Here is a 17,361-nt window from a genome sequence, read left to right as displayed (position 1 = left end):
TCATGAAAGGTTTCTTTAAACTGATCGTTGGCAACCCGATTGCGCTCGTTGGCTGCATTATTTTGAGCCTGTTCCTATTTATCGCCCTCGCTGCGCCCATGCTGACCAAGCATGCGCCAGACAAACGTTCGGGCAACCCGCATGAGTACCCCTCTTTTGTGGTTAAAGCTGCGCAGAGCAACCCTGAAGGTTGGGTGGCTGAAAACCTCGCCACGGATCGCCGCACGCTGATCATGTCGAAAAAGGCGGATCATGTCATGGGCACCACACGTATGGGCCGCGATGTTTGGTCTCAGTTTGTCCACGGCGCTCGCGTTTCACTGGCGGTTGGCTTTGGCGCAGGGATCACCGTCTGCTTTCTTGCCACCATCATCGGTATCTCTGCAGGCTACTTTGGTGGCCGCATTGATGACTTCCTCACTGCCGCAATGAACATCATGCTGGTCATCCCACAATACCCATTGCTGTTTGTTCTTGCCGCCTTCATCGGTGAAGCAGGCCCGCTAACGATTGCGCTCATTATCGGCTTTACCGCCTGGGCGTGGGGCGCGAGGGTGATACGCTCGCAAACCTTAGCATTGCGTGAGAAAGAGTTCGTCAAAGCAGCGGAAGTGTTGGGTGAGTCCTCTTGGCGCATCATTTTCGTCGAGATTTTGCCAAACCTTATCCCCATTGTTGGCGCCAGCTTCATTGGCTCAGTGATGTACGCCATCATGATGGAAGCGACCATCTCCTTCCTAGGTCTTGGTGACCCGAACACGGTCAGCTGGGGCATCATGCTCTACAACGTCCAGACTTCCTCCTCGATGCTGATTGGCGCTTGGTGGGAACTGCTGGCTCCGTGTGCGGCGCTTGTACTGCTTGTGACTGGCCTTGCCCTGCTTAACTTTGCTGTTGATGAAATTGCTAACCCGCAACTTCGTTCCCACAAAGGTATGAAGCGCTGGAAGAAACTAGCCGAGCAAGACAAGAAAGAGCGTAAACCTGAGCTCGAACCTCAACCTGCAATCTGGAGCGGAGACAAATAATCATGACAGCACCTCTCATTTCTATCCGCAACTTATGCGTTGATTACATCACAGCCGCCGGTGACGTGCGCGCCTGTAATGATGTCAGCTTCGATATTGCTCCGGGCGAGGTCTTCGGTCTCGCCGGCGAATCGGGCTGTGGTAAATCCACTGTCGCTTTCTCGCTCATGCGTCTGCACAAGCCGCCCGCGTTTATTACCGGTGGCGAGGTGATCTTCAACGGTGAAAACATCCTCAAATACAGCGATGACAGAATGCAGTCGTTCCGCTGGAGCGAGATGTCGATGGTCTTCCAAAGCGCCATGAACGCACTCAACCCCGTGTTGACCATGGAAGAGCAGTTTTGCGATGTGATCATGCGCCACACCAATATGACGCGTGAACAAGCCAGACGCCGCGCCGAAGGCTTGTTGGAGATCGTCGATATTCACCCAAGTCGCCTGACCGACTACCCTCACCAGTTCTCTGGTGGCATGCGTCAGCGTCTGGTTATTGCGATCGCTCTCGCGTTGAATCCGAAAATGATCATCATGGATGAGCCTACCACCGCGCTTGATGTGGTGGTGCAACGCGAAATCTTGCAAAAGATCTACGCGCTGAAAGAGGAGTTCGGTTTCTCTATTTTGTTCATTACTCATGATTTGTCCCTGATGGTCGAGTTCTCAGACCGTATCGGCATCATGTATTCCGGTGAACTGATTGAAGTCGCACCTTCAAAACAAATTCTTGAAAGTCCATACCACCCTTACACCAAGGGGTTGGGTAGCTCTTTCCCTCCATTAACCGGGCCGAAAACCAAATTGACGGGCATTCCTGGTAACCCACTCAACTTGCTGGAGATACCGCAAGGTTGTCGCTTCCAAGCGCGCTGTGATCGTGTCCATGACACCTGCACCCGCAAAGCGACCTCACTGCGAGAAATCGAGCCAAGTCGTTTCTCAAACTGCCACCTATACGGTGAGCCCATTGCGCAAGCAAAGTTGTAACGAATTGAGAAGCTGAAGAATTTCATTGGAGACCATTATGAGCACAGAATATGGCGACTTGTTGATTGAGGGAAAAAATCTGGTCAAAGATTTCCCGATCAATAGCAATGCACTGCAACAACCTATGATGCGCGCGATCAACGACGTGTCATTCAAAATGTACAAAAGCCGCGGTTTGTCGGTGGTGGGCGAATCCGGCTCGGGTAAATCCACGACCGCGAAAATGATCGCCAAAATGTATGCGCCAACCTCCGGCGACATCATTTACAAAGGCCGTGACATTCAAACCATCAAGTCAAAATCGGACTTAATGAGTTATCGCGAAGGGGTACAAATGGTCTGGCAAGACCCATTTGGCTCGCTCAACCCAACACACAATATTTTCCACCACATTGCCCGTCCCTTGCTGATCCATAAAAAAGTCACGCCGGGCAACAAAAAAGAACTGCAAGAGCGAGTGTACGATCTGCTGGAACAAGTGGGCCTTATTCCGCCGAAAGAGACCGCAGAAAAATACCCGCACCAGCTCTCCGGTGGTCAGCGCCAACGGGTCAACTTGGCGCGTAATATTGCCGTTGGCGCTGAGGTTGTACTTGCCGATGAACCGACCTCGATGCTCGATGTGTCGATTCGTGCCGGGGTATTGAACCTGATGGAAGAGATGAAGTTCGATAAACAGATGTCACTGCTCTACATCACGCACGACATCGCCACAGCTCGCTACATCGCCGAAGATCTGGCGGTCATGTACGTGGGTCACATGGTCGAGTGGGGCGATACCGAAGAGATCATCCATAAACCTCAACACCCCTACACGCAGCTGCTGGTTTCTGCGGTGCCCGATCCGAGTAAATCGATTCACGAGAAGCTCAAAGGCAATAAAGGGGAGATTCCGCTTTGGACGCCCGTCTCAACCGGCTGTCCATTTGCAGGGCGCTGTGAGCACGCTACTGAGCGCTGCCGTGAGCAATTACCTGAGGTCACTCAACTGTCTGAAAACCACTTTGTACGTTGCTATCTGTTTGAGCACTAATCGCGCTTAAACAGCCATCGCACCAAAAACGCAGCCAAGGGCGCTCCTTGGCTGTGATGAACACTTTGAATACCCGCGCTTGCGCGGCATAAGACATACCACGTTCGGAGAACAGAATGCTGCTACTGACTAACCATCTTGGTTATGAAGCCCTTGGTCCAAAACAGGCGGTACTGATGACAAACCACGCACTAGAGACGCTCCCCACTGCTCGTCTTGTGTGCGCGAAGAGTCATCAAACGCTCGCCACCTATCAAACCGAGCCCGGTGGCACCGTTGACCATTGGCACCAAGGGCATTTTTTTCGCATTCCGTTTTCCAATTTTGATCAAATCGGCCAGTTCTACTTGGCCATTGATAGGTTGAACAAAGATACGTTAAAAAAAGAGACCTCGAGAGATAACGAGTTGAGCGCAGACGACGCCGTCCGCTCCCACACTTTCGAGATTCGCCATCAACACTTGCTCAGCGCCACACTGTCCGATGTGCTGCACTACTTTAAGTCTCAGCGTTGTACAGGTGTGTTTGATCAGCAAGATCGCCACGTGCCCCTTTACGGCCATGAGGCGTACGCGGATGTCCACGGCGGCTGGTATGACGCCTCCGGCGATGTCAGCAAATACCTCAGCCATCTATCCTACGCTAATCACTTCAATCCACAGCAGATTCCCATGGTCGTGTGGAACCTATTCAATGGCTTAGAGCAGCTGCAAACGCTCGATTCCGTCCCTGCGTTTACTCGCCTGAGAATGGCAGAAGAAGCATTGCACGGCGCCGATTTTTTAGTGCGAATGCAACATCCTGATGGCTACTTTTACATGACGGTGTTTGACCAGTGGTCAAAAGAGACCAGCAAACGCCATATTTGCGCCTATGCGACACAATTGGGCCATAAGTCCTCGGACTTTCAAGCTGGATTTCGTCAAGGTGGCGGCATCGCGATTGCTGCACTCGCTGCCGCGGCGCAGCGCGAGCAAGGCGGAGAATATCGACCCAACGACTACTTGGCGACAGCGGAAAAAGGCTATTGGCACCTTATCTCACACAACCGCGAGTACTTAGACGATGGCGTTGAAAACATCATCGATGAGTACTGTGCATTACTGGCCTGTTGCGAGCTCTATCGCGCCACAAAACAGACACGCTATTTGCAACAAAGCCAAGAGTGGGCCAACAAACTGATGGCACGTCAATACAGCGATGACGATCAGCGCCATTTCTGGTCCGCGAATCACGATGGCTCACGCCCCTACTTTCACGCCAGTGACGCAGGATTACCAGTGATCAGCTTGTGTCGCTATCTGGATATTGAAACCGATGCAGCGCAGCGAGACAGCGTCCAGCGTGTGATTGAACAAGCAGTCCGATTTGAACTCTCCATCACACAAGCGGTGCACAATCCCTTTGGTTACCCTCGCCAATACACTAAGCCTCTGTCAGAGGAGAAAAGCGCCCGCTTCTTCGTTCCCCATGACAATGAAACTGGCTACTGGTGGCAGGGCGAAAACGCGCGGCTCGGCTCTCTCGCGAGCATGGCCCATATCGCTCAGCGCCACCTTGATAACCCGGCACAGTGTCAGCAATTGGATAGCTTTGCAGAAGACTGTTTGAGCTGGATTTTAGGCTTGAACCCATTTGATCTCTGCATGCTTGATGGCGCAGGTCACAACAACCCAGACTACCTGCCTGAGCTGGGCTTTTTTAACGCCAAAGGGGGGATTTGTAACGGCATTACCAGCGGATTTGATGATGAACGAGACATCGCCTTCAATCCGTCCCCTCAATGTGATGACATGCTGCAAAACTGGCGTTGGGGCGAACAGTGGATTCCTCATGCGGCGTGGTATCTGCTCGCCATTTGTCACCAGGCGCGTCGCTTCTCTCAAACTCACCCGTTCTCAAAGGAGCAAGCGCAATGACCCATTTATATGTCGGCATTGATGGCGGCGGCACCTCGTGCCGAGCACGGATTCGAGATGCGCAGGGACGCTTACTTGGCGAGGGAAAAAGCGGCAGCGCTAACATTTTACTTGGCATCGAATCTGCCCTGACATCCATTGTCGATGCTGTCACGACAGCAGCCACGCAGGCCGAGTTGACGAGCGCTGACTTCACACGCATGCACCTTGGCCTTGCCCTCGCGGGCGCGGAGCAAAAGTCTGCATGGTTTGCGATGATGGAGCAGCCTCACCCATTCGCCTCCATCGTCCTCAATACGGATGCCTATGGCGCTTGTCTTGGCGCGCATGACGGCCAAGATGGTGCCATTCTGATTGCTGGTACAGGCTCATGCGGCCTATTGATCAACGGTGGTGAGCAGAAAGTGGTCGGTGGCCGTGAGTTTCCCATCTCCGATCAAGGCAGTGGCGCGATGATGGGGCTAAGGCTGATCCAAAAAGTGCTGCTCGCCTATGATGACATTGAGCCCAAAACACCGCTCTACCATTACGTGATGACACACTTTCACCATGACATCGATGCGATTGTTGCCTGGTCAAAGCAAGCGCTGCCGCGCGATTATGGTCAGTTTTCTCCTCAGATATTTCAATTCGCCGATGAAGGATGCCCGTTGGCACAAGCACTCTTACAGCAAACCCGTGACGATATCGAAATGTGGCTGCAAGCGTTACGCCGCCGAGGCGCGACGCGCATCTGTTTGATGGGCGGTGTCGCGGAGCGCATGCAAGCGTGGCTATCGCCACCGATGAGAAGTCTGATTGTGCCTGCTAAGTTCGACGCCATCGAAGGGGCACTGATGTTTGCAGGTAAACCTGAGCACAACCTTTATAGACTGAGCGACATTCAACACGAAGGTGCACAATGAGTTATCGAGTGGATTTTGCGGTGCTCAATGAGAGCAAAGAAGGTTGCCGATTTGGCCTCACCTTGCACAACTTAACCGATCAAGACCTGCCCGCTTGGCAGTTACAGTTCATTCTTGATCGCTACATTCAGCCAAGCAGTGTCAGCCACGGGCAGATTGTGCAGATTGGGAGTTTTTGCACTTTAACGCCAGATGTCGACACGTTAACCGCTAACCAACACTTTTATTGCGAATTTAGCATCAGAACCGCGCCGCTACGTTTTTATACTGATGGACTAAAAGATGCGCTGCTGATCGACCTTGAGCAACATCAAACACACGCGGTGCATGTCTCGCCGATCGCGCTCGCCTCGCCCTACCGCGAGCGCGCCGAGATCCCAGCCCGCTCAGAGCTGCCGTCAGCGCCCTTGGCTCTGATTCCAAAGCCCAATGCTCTAGCACTCAAAGAGGACGAATATCGTCTCTCTGAACACAGCCAAATCACCTTGCAAACCGCATTGGCAGAACGCGGCGCTACTTGGCTGCAACAAGAGCTAGCCACACTGCATGATTTTGAGGTGCACACGATTGGGCAAAGTGACATCCTCTTTCGCTCGAACCCAACACTTGATGAGGGGGAATACCACTTAACCGTGACTCATCATGGTGTGCAGCTTGAATCCGGCTCGGACGTCGGTTTTATCCATGCCAGCGCCACCTTGCTGCAGCTCATCAGACCCGCGAAACAAGGCAATGGGCTCGCCGTACCGCTAGTCACCATCAGCGATAAACCCCGTTTTGGCTATCGCGGCATGATGCTAGATTGCGCGCGCCATTTTTACTCGGTGGCGCAGATCAAACGCCTCATCAACCAGCTGGCGCACTACAAATTCAACACCTTCCATTGGCACCTTACCGATGACGAAGGGTGGCGTATTGAAATCAAATCCTTGCCTCAATTAACTGAGATTGGGGCGTTTCGCGGTCCAGATTTGGCGTTACAAGCGCAATTTAGTCATCTAGGGCAGCGCTACGGTGGATACTACCGCCAAGAAGAGATCGCCGCCGTGATCGACTATGCCACAGAACGCGGCATCACAGTGATCCCTGAAATTGATATTCCAGGCCACTGCCGAGCAGCGATCCAATCCCTACCGGAATGGCTGTATGACGCCAGCGATCGCTCAAACTACCGCAGTATCCAGCATTACAGCGACAACGTGTTGTCCCCCGCTCTGCCAGGTACCTATGCGTTTCTAGACGCGGTACTAGAGGAAGTGGCGGCGCTTTTCCCGTCTCCTTGGGTGCATATCGGCGCCGACGAAGTGCCACAAGGAGTGTGGCTAGAGAGTCCAGCGTGCATCGCGCTAATGAAAGAGCACGGCTACCAAAGCAGCAAAGAGCTACAGGGTCATCTGCTGCGTTACGCCGAGCGCAAGTTACGCAGCTTAGGTAAACGAATGGTCGGTTGGGAAGAAGCGCAACATGGTGACAAAGTGAGCAAAGATACCGTGATCTACTCTTGGCTCAGTGAGGACGCTGCATTGCACTGCGCCAAACAAGGCTTTGACGTCATCTTACAGCCTGGTCAAAGCACCTATCTCGACATGAGCCAAGATTACGCCCCTGAAGAGCCGGGGGTCGATTGGGCCAACGTGATCCCGCTTGAAAAGGCGTATCGCTACGAGCCACTGGCTGACATCGCCGACAACGACCCAATTCGACGTCGAATTTTAGGCATTCAATGTGCGCTGTGGAGCGAAATTGTCACCGAGCCTGCACGCATGGACTACATGATTTTCCCACGCCTAACCGCGCTTGCTGAAGCGGGCTGGAGTGAAAAACACCAGCGCGATTGGCTGGACTACCTTGCGCGACTCAACGCCCACTTACCGCTGCTCGACAAACAAGGGGTGGCCTATAGAGCGCCTTGGCGAACAGCTGCAAGCTCTAGCGCTAAACCTCACTCGCCAAAACCTCAAGCACCCAAACAACGAGGTGACGAGACGAAAAAATGAGCGTCGGATAGCACTGGTGAGAGACCCGAAATCCTGGCGATGAACTTAACCCATTGAATCACTACTTACAGTTTTCACTAGCTTAGATTTGGTTACTGATTGGTAACTTGTTAAAAGGAAAGACACATGAAATACGGCTATTTCGATAACGAACATCGTGAATACGTCATCACTCGACCAGACGTCCCTGCACCATGGACTAACTACTTAGGCACAGAAAAGTTCTGTACCGTCATTTCGCACAATGCGGGCGGCTACTCTTTCTACAACTCCCCTGAGTACAATCGCGTCACCAAATTCCGCCCCAATGCCAGCTTTGATCGCCCTGGGCATTACGTCTATCTGCGCGATGATGTCAGCGGTGATTACTGGTCTATCTCATGGCAGCCGGTTGCGAAGAGTTTAGACGAAGCGACCTATGAAGTGCGCCACGGCCTCTCTTACTCCAAATTCAAATGTGAGTACAGTGGCATTAGCGCGACCAAAACCTTATTTGTACCGAAAGGCGAAGACGTTGAAATTTGGGATGTGGTGATCAAAAACGCCTCAGATACGCCACGCACGATCAGCGCGTTTTCGTTCGTCGAATTCTCATTTAGCCATATTCAATCGGACAATCAAAACCACCAGATGTCACTTTACTCTGCGGGCACCGAATACCGTGACGGCGTGATTGAGTATGATCTCTACTACAACACCAACGACTTTGAAGGCTTCTATTACCTCGCCTCCACCTTCGATCCAGACTCGTATGATGGTCAACGCGATCGTTTCCTTGGTCTCTATCGTGACGAAGCCAATCCGATTGCCGTCGAGCAAGGACGCTGCTCGAACAGCGCGCAAACTTGTTACAACCACTGTGGCTCACTGCACAAACAGTTCACGCTTGCACCGGGTGAAGAAGTGCGTTTCGCCTACTTGCTGGGTATCGGAAAAGGTAATGGCGAGCGTTTGCGCGCCAAATACCAAGATGTGAGTGAGATCGATCGCGCCTTTGCCGGCATCAAAGCGCACTGGGACGAGCGCTGTAACAAGTTCCAAGTCCGCTCGCCGAACGAAGGTCTGGATACCATGATCAACACTTGGACGCTGTACCAAGCCGAGACCTGTGTTGTCTGGTCACGTTTCGCTTCCTTTATTGAAGTGGGTGGACGTACTGGGTTGGGCTATCGAGACACGGCTCAGGATGCGATTTCCGTCCCACACGCTAACCCGAAAATGACGCGCAAGCGCATTGTTGATCTGCTTCGCGGTCAGGTCAAAGCGGGATACGGTCTGCACTTGTTTGATCCTGACTGGTTCGATCCTGAAAAAGCGGATGTAAAACCCTCCAAATCACCCACAGTGGTTCCAACCCCTTCCGATGAAGATAAGATCCATGGCATTGAAGATACCTGCTCTGACGATCACCTTTGGTTAGTGCCGACCATCTGTAAATACGTGATGGAAACGGGCGAGCACGGATTTTTTGATGAAACCATTCCGTATGCCGATGGCGGCGAAGCCAGCGTCTATGAGCACATGAAAGCCGCGCTCGACTTCTCGGCTGAGTACGTTGGTCAAACGGGTATCTGTAAAGGCCTGCGCGCTGACTGGAATGACTGTCTCAACCTTGGTGGCGGCGAGTCATCGATGGTCTCTTTCCTCCATTTCTGGGCACTGCAAGAGTTCATCGACTTGGCCAAGTTCCTTGGTAAAGAGGAGGATGTGGAGAAATACAGCCAAATGGCGGCGAACGTCCGTGAAGCGTGTGAAACTCACCTCTGGGACGACGAAGGCGGTTGGTACATTCGCGGCTTGACCAAAAATGGCGACAAAATTGGTACTGCGCAGCAAAAAGAAGGCCGTGTTCATCTGGAGTCGAACACCCTCGCCGTCCTCTCTGGTGCAGTCTCGCAGCAGCGTGGCGAGCGTGCCATGGACGCGGTTGATGAACACCTGTTCTCCGAATACGGCTTGCATCTCAACTCGCCATCGTTCGCTACCCCTAATGACGACATCGGTTTTGTTACTCGCGTCTACCAGGGCGTGAAAGAAAACGGCGCCATCTTCTCACACCCTAACCCTTGGGCTTGGGTCGCAGAGGCCAAACTGGGCCGCGGCGATCGTGCGATGAAGTTCTACGATGCGCTCAACCCATACAACCAAAACGACATCATCGAGAAACGTGTCGCTGAACCTTATTCCTACGTGCAATTTATTATGGGGCGCGATCATCAAGATCATGGCCGCGCCAACCACCCTTGGCTAACCGGCACCTCAGGCTGGGCTTACTTTGCGGTCACCAACTTTATTTTGGGTGTGCGCAGTGGCTTTGATGGCCTAACCATCGCCCCGTGTATACCAACCGATTGGCCGGGCTTTGAGGTGACGCGTGAGTGGCTAGGTGCCACTTATCACATCAAAGTCGACAATCCGAATTCGGTGAGCAAAGGGGTTCAATCCATCACGGTGAACGGCCAAGCCGTCGAGGGTGTGGTTCCGGTTCAGCCTCAAGGCTCTGTCAACCAAGTGGTCGTGGTATTGGGATAACGAGTCAGCCCAGAGCGTCCTTGCGCCGCTCTGGGCTTGATAGAAAGGAAAACAACTATGAGTTCAGCAATTAAATTTGGCACCGGTGGTTGGCGTGCGTTTATTGGTGAAGCGTTCACAAAAGACAATGTGCGCCTTGTTGCCCAAGCGCTGGCCAATATCATCAATCACGAACAGGTCAGCGACCGCGGATTCGTGATTGGTTATGACCGCCGCTTTCTCTCCGATAAAGCGGGCCGCTGGTTTGCTGAAGTGCTTGCAGCGAACGGGATCTGCGTGAGTTTTATCGACAAATTTGTGCCCACCCCTATCGTGATGTTCAAGGCCAAGCAGATGAATTGCGCCTACTCGGCATGCATCACCGCCTCGCACAACCCAGCGGATTACAATGGTATCAAGGTGTTCATCGAAGGTGGCCGCGACGCCGATGAAGTGATCACACAAAAGATCGAAGCGCAAATTGAAACCCTCAGCCAAGGTGATGTGTTGAGCATGGAGTTTGAGCAGGCACTTGATAGCCAGCGTATTAAGCTCATTAATCCAATGAACGAGTTTGTCGATTCCATCATCGATTTCATCGACATTGAAGCTATTAAAAAAGCCAACTTACGCGTTCTCATCGACCCGATGTTTGGTGTCGCGAAGAACGCTTTGCAAACCGTTTTGATTAACGGGCGCTGCGATGTGGATGTGATTCACGATGGCAAGAACCCCGATTTTGGCGGGCTGATGCCCTCACCTAGCGCTGCAACCTTATATCGCCTCAAACATCTGGTCGCAGCAGAAGGCTACGACATTGGTATTGGTACCGATGGGGATGCCGACCGTTTAGGCATCATTGATGAAAAAGGTCATTTTATTCACCCCAACGAAGTGCTGATACTGCTCTATTACTACCTACTTGAGTACAAGGGCTGGAAAGGTGCGGTGGTGCGTAACATCGCGACCACTCACCTGCTCGATAAGATCGCCGCAGATCATGGTGAAGCGTGTTATGAAGTCCCGGTAGGCTTTAAACACATCAGCTCCAAGATGGAAGCGCACGATGCGCTGATCGGCGGAGAGAGCTCAGGCGGCTTGACCATCCGTGGTCACATCAAGGGCAAAGATGGGGTATTTGCATCCAGCTTATTGGTGGAGATGATCTCCGTTACTGGAAAAAAACTCTCCGAACTGCTTGGTGAAATCTATTCACGCTACGGTTACGCCTATACCGCAGAAGGAGATTGTACGTTTAAAGCGGCGCAAAAACAGGCGCTGTATGATCGCCTCTACGTCGAGAAGCAACTGCCTGAATTTGAGTATGACATCGACAAAGTCAGCTACGAAGATGGCGCGAAAGTGGTGTTTAAAAATGGTGGATGGGTCATCGCACGTTTCTCTGGCACTGAGCCGCTACTGCGAATTTTTGCTGAGATGGCAGACCAAGCCACGGCTGAAAAAGTGGTGCTGCAAATGAAAACCTTCCTCAAACTCTAGACTTCATCGCGATCCATCTTGGGTCCACCCTATAGGTGAAGAAGATTTGCCCGGTACTATACCGGGCATTTTTTTGTCGGAATGTCCGCTCTAGACTAGAACGCCAATACACCTTGGGTATCCACTTTGACAGACACATGTTGGCCAATCATCAACGGCTCAGGGGAGCTGGCGAGCAAGAGATTACCACCCGCATTGATGACATAACGGCAGTGATCGCCCATAAACTGCTGCTCTAACACCGAGATACTGCTCTCTTGAGTCGCACTGATCTGGACATGTTGTGGACGAAGTAACAATTCACATTCGCCGCCTTGAGAGATCTCATGTTGCGCGGTCGCTTCAATCACGCCGAGTTCGGTTTCGAACTCAGACGATGAGATGCGCTTGGCTTTGATGTAACTGCCGCCGCCCAAGAAATCCGCCACAAATTTACTCGACGGTTGGTAGTAAAGCTCGCCTGCCGTCCCGTATTGCTCAATGACGCCGTGGTTCATCACCGCCATTTTGTCTGCAAAGGCAAAGGCCTCTTCGCGGCTATGGGTGACGAATATCGCCGTGACGCCCTGCTTTTTGAAAATCTTGCGAATTTCACCAATCAGCTCATGGCGCACTTGGGTATCGATGTTAGAGAACGGCTCATCAAGCAAGAGCAAGTCCGGCTTGTACGCCAAAGAGCGAGCAATGGCCACGCGCTGCTGTTGCCCCCCCGACAGCTGATGCGGGTAGCGATCGCCATAACCACTGAGATGCACCAATTCCAGCATCTCTTCCACGCGCTGATGTTTGTCTTGCGCTGAGAGCGCGGTCAAACCAAAGGCAATGTTTTGTTCTACCGTCAGATGGGGAAACAGCGCGTAATCTTGGAAAATCATACCGATGTTGCGCTGCTCTGGCGGCAACCAGTGCTCGCCATTATCAATCACGTTGCAATTGAGACTCATGGTGCCTGAACTGAGCGGAAGCAGACCAGCAATCGCTTTGAGCAACGTCGTTTTCCCACAACCACTGGCGCCAAGTAGACAGACAATTTCACCATGCTCGACCCGCAAAGATAACGACTCGAGTACCGTGGTCTGGTCGTCATATTTACAAGTGAGGTTTTCAATAGATAGCGCGCAACTCATCAGTGTGTGTGCTCCAGTGAACGGTTGATCAGAACTAAAGGAATAAGACCAACGAGAACCAACAATACGGCGGGTAACGCCGCCAACTCCAATTTCTCATCGGAGGCAAAATTGTAGACGTAGGTCGCTAAGGTTTCGAAGTTAAATGGGCGGAGCAAAAGAGCGGCGTTGAGCTCTTTCATCGACTCAATAAACACCAACAGGCCCGCAATCAAAGCGCCGCGACGCACCAGTGGGAAGTGAACCCGCCACACCATCTGATTGACGCTACACCCCATGGTGCGCGACGCCATATCCAGTGAGGGCGACACTTTACTCAAACTGCTTTCAATGCTGCCAATCGCCACCGCTGAAAAACGCACCACCATGGCGAAGATAACTGCAAACATAGAACCAGAGAAAATCAACCCTGGGCGTCCCCACTCCATCCATTTAGCGACATCATTAACCAAATGATCGAGACTGAGTACAGGCACCATGATACCAATTGCCAATACTGTGCCCGGCACCGCATAGCCCAGTGAAGAGAGGCGCATAAAACTGACGCTGGTCTTACTCGGCGTAATCCGCTGGCAGAAGTTGAGTACCAAAGCGATCGCCACACCAATCAACGCAGCGGAAATAGAAACATAGAGACTATTGAGCGCAAATTGGCGAAACTCTGCGGTCCAGCTTTGTGAGAAGTAGGTGTAGGCATACATCAGCAGTTGACCCAACGGGAAAAGAAAAGCGATACAAACCAAACCCCAACACCAAATTAGGGCCAGCCACTTCTTCCAACCCGTTAGCACATAACGAAAATCTTCACGGCTATTAAACTGCTGCTGAAACAGCTTTTGTTTGCGTCGACTGTAGCGTTCCGCGCTAAGCAGCAAGATCACAATCAGCAACATGATGGCGGAAATTTTTGCTGCGGCCGTTAAGCTTGAGTAGCCTAACCAAGTGTCATACACCGCGGTCGTTAACGTATTGACCGCGAAATAGCTGACTGTACCAAAATCGCCGATGGTCTCCATCGCAACCAGCGACAACCCCACTGCCATCGCTGGGCGTGCCAGTGGCAATGAAATGCGGCAAAAGCTCTCCCAAGGGGAGCACTTCAATAAGCGCGCCGATTGCAACAGCGACACATTCTGTTCCATAAACGCAGCGCGGCACAGCAGATACACGTAGGGGTAAAGCACCAACGACAGCACCACCACCGCACCGCTTAAAGTGCGAATATCAGGAAACCAGTACTCACCCGGTCCCCAGCCAGTGACGCCGCGCAACCACACCTGCACCGGGCCAGCAAAATCAAACCAATCGGTAAAGATGTATCCGACAATATAGGCAGGCATGGCCAGCGGTAAGACCAATGCCCACTGTAATACTCGCTCACTGGGCAGGCGACACATCGCCATCAGCCAAGCGCTCGGCACACCAAAAAGCAGAGAAAATGCCATGGTTCCCAGTGCTAGCAGCACAGTGTTGTAAGTGTAAGTTGGGAGAACAGTCGACATCAGATGGCCAAAGAGGTCATCTGTCTCGCCGATGGCGGTGTAGAATATCGCTAAGATCGGTAAAACCAGCAACAAAGCAAGCGCTCCACTGCTGGTTTTCCATGAATAATATTTTTCTTTCATTGCCTATTTATCATCAGGCTGTATGAGGAATAGATGCAGTTGCAAATACATCTCATATCCTTTAACCGTATAGGTGTATTTATACCCTTATAAGCAAACAACCTCAAGCTCGGCAAAGAAAAGCGAGACTTGAGGTTGTCTTTAATTAATGGTCTGTGTGAGCAGAATTACAGATCAAATTTCACTTCATCAAGCAGTTTCACTGCTGCTTCGTGGTGATCGGCGATCTCATCTAGCGAGAGAGTATCGGCTTTAAAGTCACCCCAAGAAGCCACGAGATCTGAACGTTTTACACCCGCTTTGACTGGGTATTCGTAGTTCACTTCTGCGTACATTTCTTGCGCGACGTCATCCGCAAGGAATTCCATCAGCTTCACTGCGTTCTCTTTGTTAGGCGCGTATTTCGCCATCGCCATACCTGAGATGTTCACGTGTGTACCTGTGGTGCTTTGGTTCGGGAAGTTGATGTATACCGCGTCAGCCCATGCTTTCTGTTCTGGGTCGTTAACCATTGCGCCTAGGTAGTAGCTGTTACCTAGCGACACGTCACACAAACCTTCTTTAATGGCTTTCACTTGTGCACGGTCATTACCTTGCGGTTTACGTGCTAGGTTCGCTTTCACCCCTTCCAACCAAGCTTTGGTCGCAGCTTCGCCTTCATGAGCAATCATAGAGGAGATCAGTGATACGTTGTATGGGTGCTTACCGCTACGTGTACAGATTTTGCCTTTGAACTCTGGCTTGGCTAAATCGGCGTAAGTGAAGTCTTCACCCAATTTGCCTACGCGGTCGCGCGAAGAGTAAACGCTGCGAGTACGCGTCGTCAGAGCAAACCATTCGTTATTTTCATCTTGGTATTGAGCAGGAATGTTGCTCTCAAGCACGTCACTGTTTACCGCTTGCACCAGACCTTTGTCGGTAAGCTCAGCTAAGCGGCTGATGTCAACAGTGAGCACGACGTCTGCTGGGCTGTACTCTCCTTCCTGAGCGAGCTTTTCTGCGATCCCTGTTTTCGCAAACTTGACGTTTACTTTGATACCGGTTTCTTTGGTAAATTCGTTGAACATCGGCTCAACAAGGAAAGGCTGGCGGTAAGAGTAGACATTTACTTCTTCTGCAGCGAGAGCCGCGGTTGGGGCAACAGTTGCACAGGCTAATGCAGAAAGAGTCAGCAGTTTTTTCATCGAGTCAATCCTTTAGATTTATATGGTAATGATAATGTTTATCAATGCGTTTATTATATTCAACAAACTTTAGAAAACAATCCATCAATAAGCAATACAGGCGGGTTAACGGCTGATTTTAAACCCCTTTATTTGTAACAACTTGTATCACACCTAACCAAATATTGATTAATTTTGTATCAACTCAGTCTCAAAAGCCAGAGCGTATCTATGGTGCTTTTACTCAGCCCCTGAAGCATAGATCAAAAAAAGCCCACACTGAGTGTGGGCTTCATACTTTGTATTAAAAAGTGATTTATTTCACAGTCACGAACTCTGGGTAAGCACCAACACCACAGTCGTGCATGTCCATACCTTCCATCTCTTCGTCTTCAGAGACTCGGATACCCATTGTTGCTTTCAAGATACCCCAGACCACTAGGCTTGCACCGAATACCCAAGCGAAGATCACTGCAGCACCAAGAAGCTGTGCACCGAATGAAGCGTCACCGTTGCTTAGTGGCACAACCATCAGGCCGAAGAAGCCACACACACCGTGAACAGAGATAGCACCCACTGGATCGTCAATCTTAAGTTTGTCTAGACCGATGATGCTAAACACAACCAATGCACCTGATACCGCACCGATAGCCACAGAGTAAAGTGGTGATGGTGACAGTGGGTCAGCAGTGATAGCTACCAAGCCCGCCAACGCACCGTTAAGAATCATAGTCAGGTCTGCTTTACCCCAAGTGGTTTTACAAACAAACAGCGCTGCAATGGCACCTGCTGCGGCTGCGGCATTGGTGTTTAGGAAGATTTGACCAACCGCTGTTGCGTTCTCGAAATCTGATACCATCAACTGTGAACCACCGTTGAAGCCGAACCAACCGAACCATAGGATGAAGGTACCCAACGTTGCCAATGGCATGTTTGAACCAGGAATTGGGTAGATTTCACCGTTTTTGCCGTATTTACCTTTACGTGCACCAAGAAGAAGTACGCCTGCCAATGCTGCTGCTGCGCCTGCCATGTGAACAATACCAGAGCCTGCAAAGTCGCTAAAGCCCGCTTCAGATAGGAAGCCACCGCCCCAAGTCCAGTAACCCTCGACTGGGTAGATGAAGGCTGTAAGTACGACAGCGAAAATCAAGAAAGCCCATAGCTTCATACGCTCAGCCACTGCGCCAGAGACAACCGACATCGCCGTCGCCACGAACACAACTTGGAAGAAGAAGTCAGACTCAAGGGAGTGGTCTGCACCTTCACCTTGCGTACCAATCAGCGCACCGATTGATGGTAGCCAACCGCCTTCGCCGTTGTCGACGTACATAATGTTGTAGCCAACCACCAAGTACATGGTACAAGCGATAGCGTATAGGCAGAAGTTTTTGGTTAGGATTTCAGTGGTGTTCTTTGAACGTACTAGACCCGCTTCCAGCATCGCAAAACCCGCTGCCATCCACATAACTAACGCACCTGAAATGAGGAAGAAAAAGGTGTCTAGTGCGTAACGTAACTCTGTTACTGTTGTTGATAATTCCATCGTGTTTATCTCCAGTCCTTT

Annotated in this window: 11 protein-coding genes and 1 pseudogene; 8 read left to right on the top strand and 4 right to left on the bottom strand. The window is 51.4% G+C overall.

Going from position 1 to position 17,361, the window contains the following annotated elements:
• Positions 1–2 precede the first annotated feature (2 nt).
• The 8 genes and pseudogenes from AC6R0S_RS10280 (at position 3) to AC6R0S_RS10245 (ending at position 11,879) form a co-directional block, all read left to right on the top strand.
• On the top strand, positions 3–1,028 hold the full coding sequence (locus AC6R0S_RS10280) for an ABC transporter permease (RefSeq protein WP_334568393.1): 1,026 nt from the start codon (positions 3–5) through the stop codon (positions 1,026–1,028).
• A gap of 2 nt (positions 1,029–1,030) precedes the next feature.
• Positions 1,031–2,014, top strand: a complete 984-nt coding sequence (locus tag AC6R0S_RS10275; RefSeq protein WP_334553972.1) for an ABC transporter ATP-binding protein — start codon at positions 1,031–1,033, stop codon at positions 2,012–2,014.
• 37 nt (positions 2,015–2,051) lie between these two features.
• Positions 2,052–3,047: an ABC transporter ATP-binding protein gene (locus AC6R0S_RS10270; protein ID WP_334553970.1), complete on the top strand. Its 996-nt coding sequence runs from the start codon at positions 2,052–2,054 to the stop codon at positions 3,045–3,047.
• A 116-nt stretch (positions 3,048–3,163) separates the two neighbouring features.
• Positions 3,164–4,966, top strand: a complete 1,803-nt coding sequence (locus tag AC6R0S_RS10265; RefSeq protein ID WP_500637855.1) for a glycoside hydrolase family 9 protein — start codon at positions 3,164–3,166, stop codon at positions 4,964–4,966.
• Positions 4,963–5,871, top strand: coding sequence for a glucosamine kinase nucleotide-binding domain-containing protein (locus tag AC6R0S_RS10260; RefSeq protein WP_500637854.1), 909 nt, complete (start codon positions 4,963–4,965; stop codon positions 5,869–5,871). The genes AC6R0S_RS10265 and AC6R0S_RS10260 overlap by 4 nt, the downstream gene beginning before the upstream one ends.
• Positions 5,868–7,787, top strand: a pseudogene (locus AC6R0S_RS10255) (beta-N-acetylhexosaminidase); the annotation flags it as partial. The gene AC6R0S_RS10260 and the pseudogene AC6R0S_RS10255, both read left to right, overlap by 4 nt.
• 207 nt (positions 7,788–7,994) lie before the next feature.
• Positions 7,995–10,400, top strand: coding sequence for a glycoside hydrolase family 94 protein (locus AC6R0S_RS10250; protein WP_500637853.1), 2,406 nt, complete (start codon positions 7,995–7,997; stop codon positions 10,398–10,400).
• Between the two features lie 57 nt (positions 10,401–10,457).
• A complete protein-coding gene (locus tag AC6R0S_RS10245; protein WP_500632740.1) occupies positions 10,458–11,879 on the top strand; it encodes a phosphoglucomutase/phosphomannomutase family protein in 1,422 nt (473 codons plus the stop codon).
• A 95-nt stretch (positions 11,880–11,974) separates the two neighbouring features.
• Here AC6R0S_RS10245 and AC6R0S_RS10240 read toward each other — a convergent pair whose 3' ends face one another.
• The 4 genes from AC6R0S_RS10240 to AC6R0S_RS10225 all read right to left on the bottom strand — a co-directional run bounded on the left by AC6R0S_RS10240 (position 11,975) and on the right by AC6R0S_RS10225 (position 17,340).
• A complete protein-coding gene (locus tag AC6R0S_RS10240; protein WP_487902098.1) occupies positions 11,975–13,006 on the bottom strand; it encodes an ABC transporter ATP-binding protein in 1,032 nt (343 codons plus the stop codon).
• Positions 13,006–14,631 (bottom strand): ABC transporter permease, encoded by a 1,626-nt coding sequence (locus tag AC6R0S_RS10235; protein WP_500632741.1) that lies wholly within the window; start codon positions 14,629–14,631, stop codon positions 13,006–13,008. The genes AC6R0S_RS10240 and AC6R0S_RS10235 overlap by 1 nt, the downstream gene beginning before the upstream one ends.
• A 167-nt stretch (positions 14,632–14,798) precedes the next feature.
• Positions 14,799–15,815 (bottom strand): Fe(3+) ABC transporter substrate-binding protein, encoded by a 1,017-nt coding sequence (locus tag AC6R0S_RS10230; RefSeq protein ID WP_500637852.1) that lies wholly within the window; start codon positions 15,813–15,815, stop codon positions 14,799–14,801.
• 295 nt (positions 15,816–16,110) lie between these two features.
• Positions 16,111–17,340 carry an ammonium transporter gene (locus tag AC6R0S_RS10225; protein WP_334553955.1) on the bottom strand — a complete coding sequence of 410 codons (1,230 nt, stop codon included), beginning with the start codon at positions 17,338–17,340 and terminating at the stop codon, positions 16,111–16,113.
• Positions 17,341–17,361: the final 21 nt, after the last annotated feature.

Source organism: Vibrio sp. R15-SG3-ISO1B, from assembly GCF_059833835.1.
The sequence above is the reverse complement of the archived record's forward strand: the minus strand, read 5'-3'. Positions and strand labels throughout refer to the sequence as shown.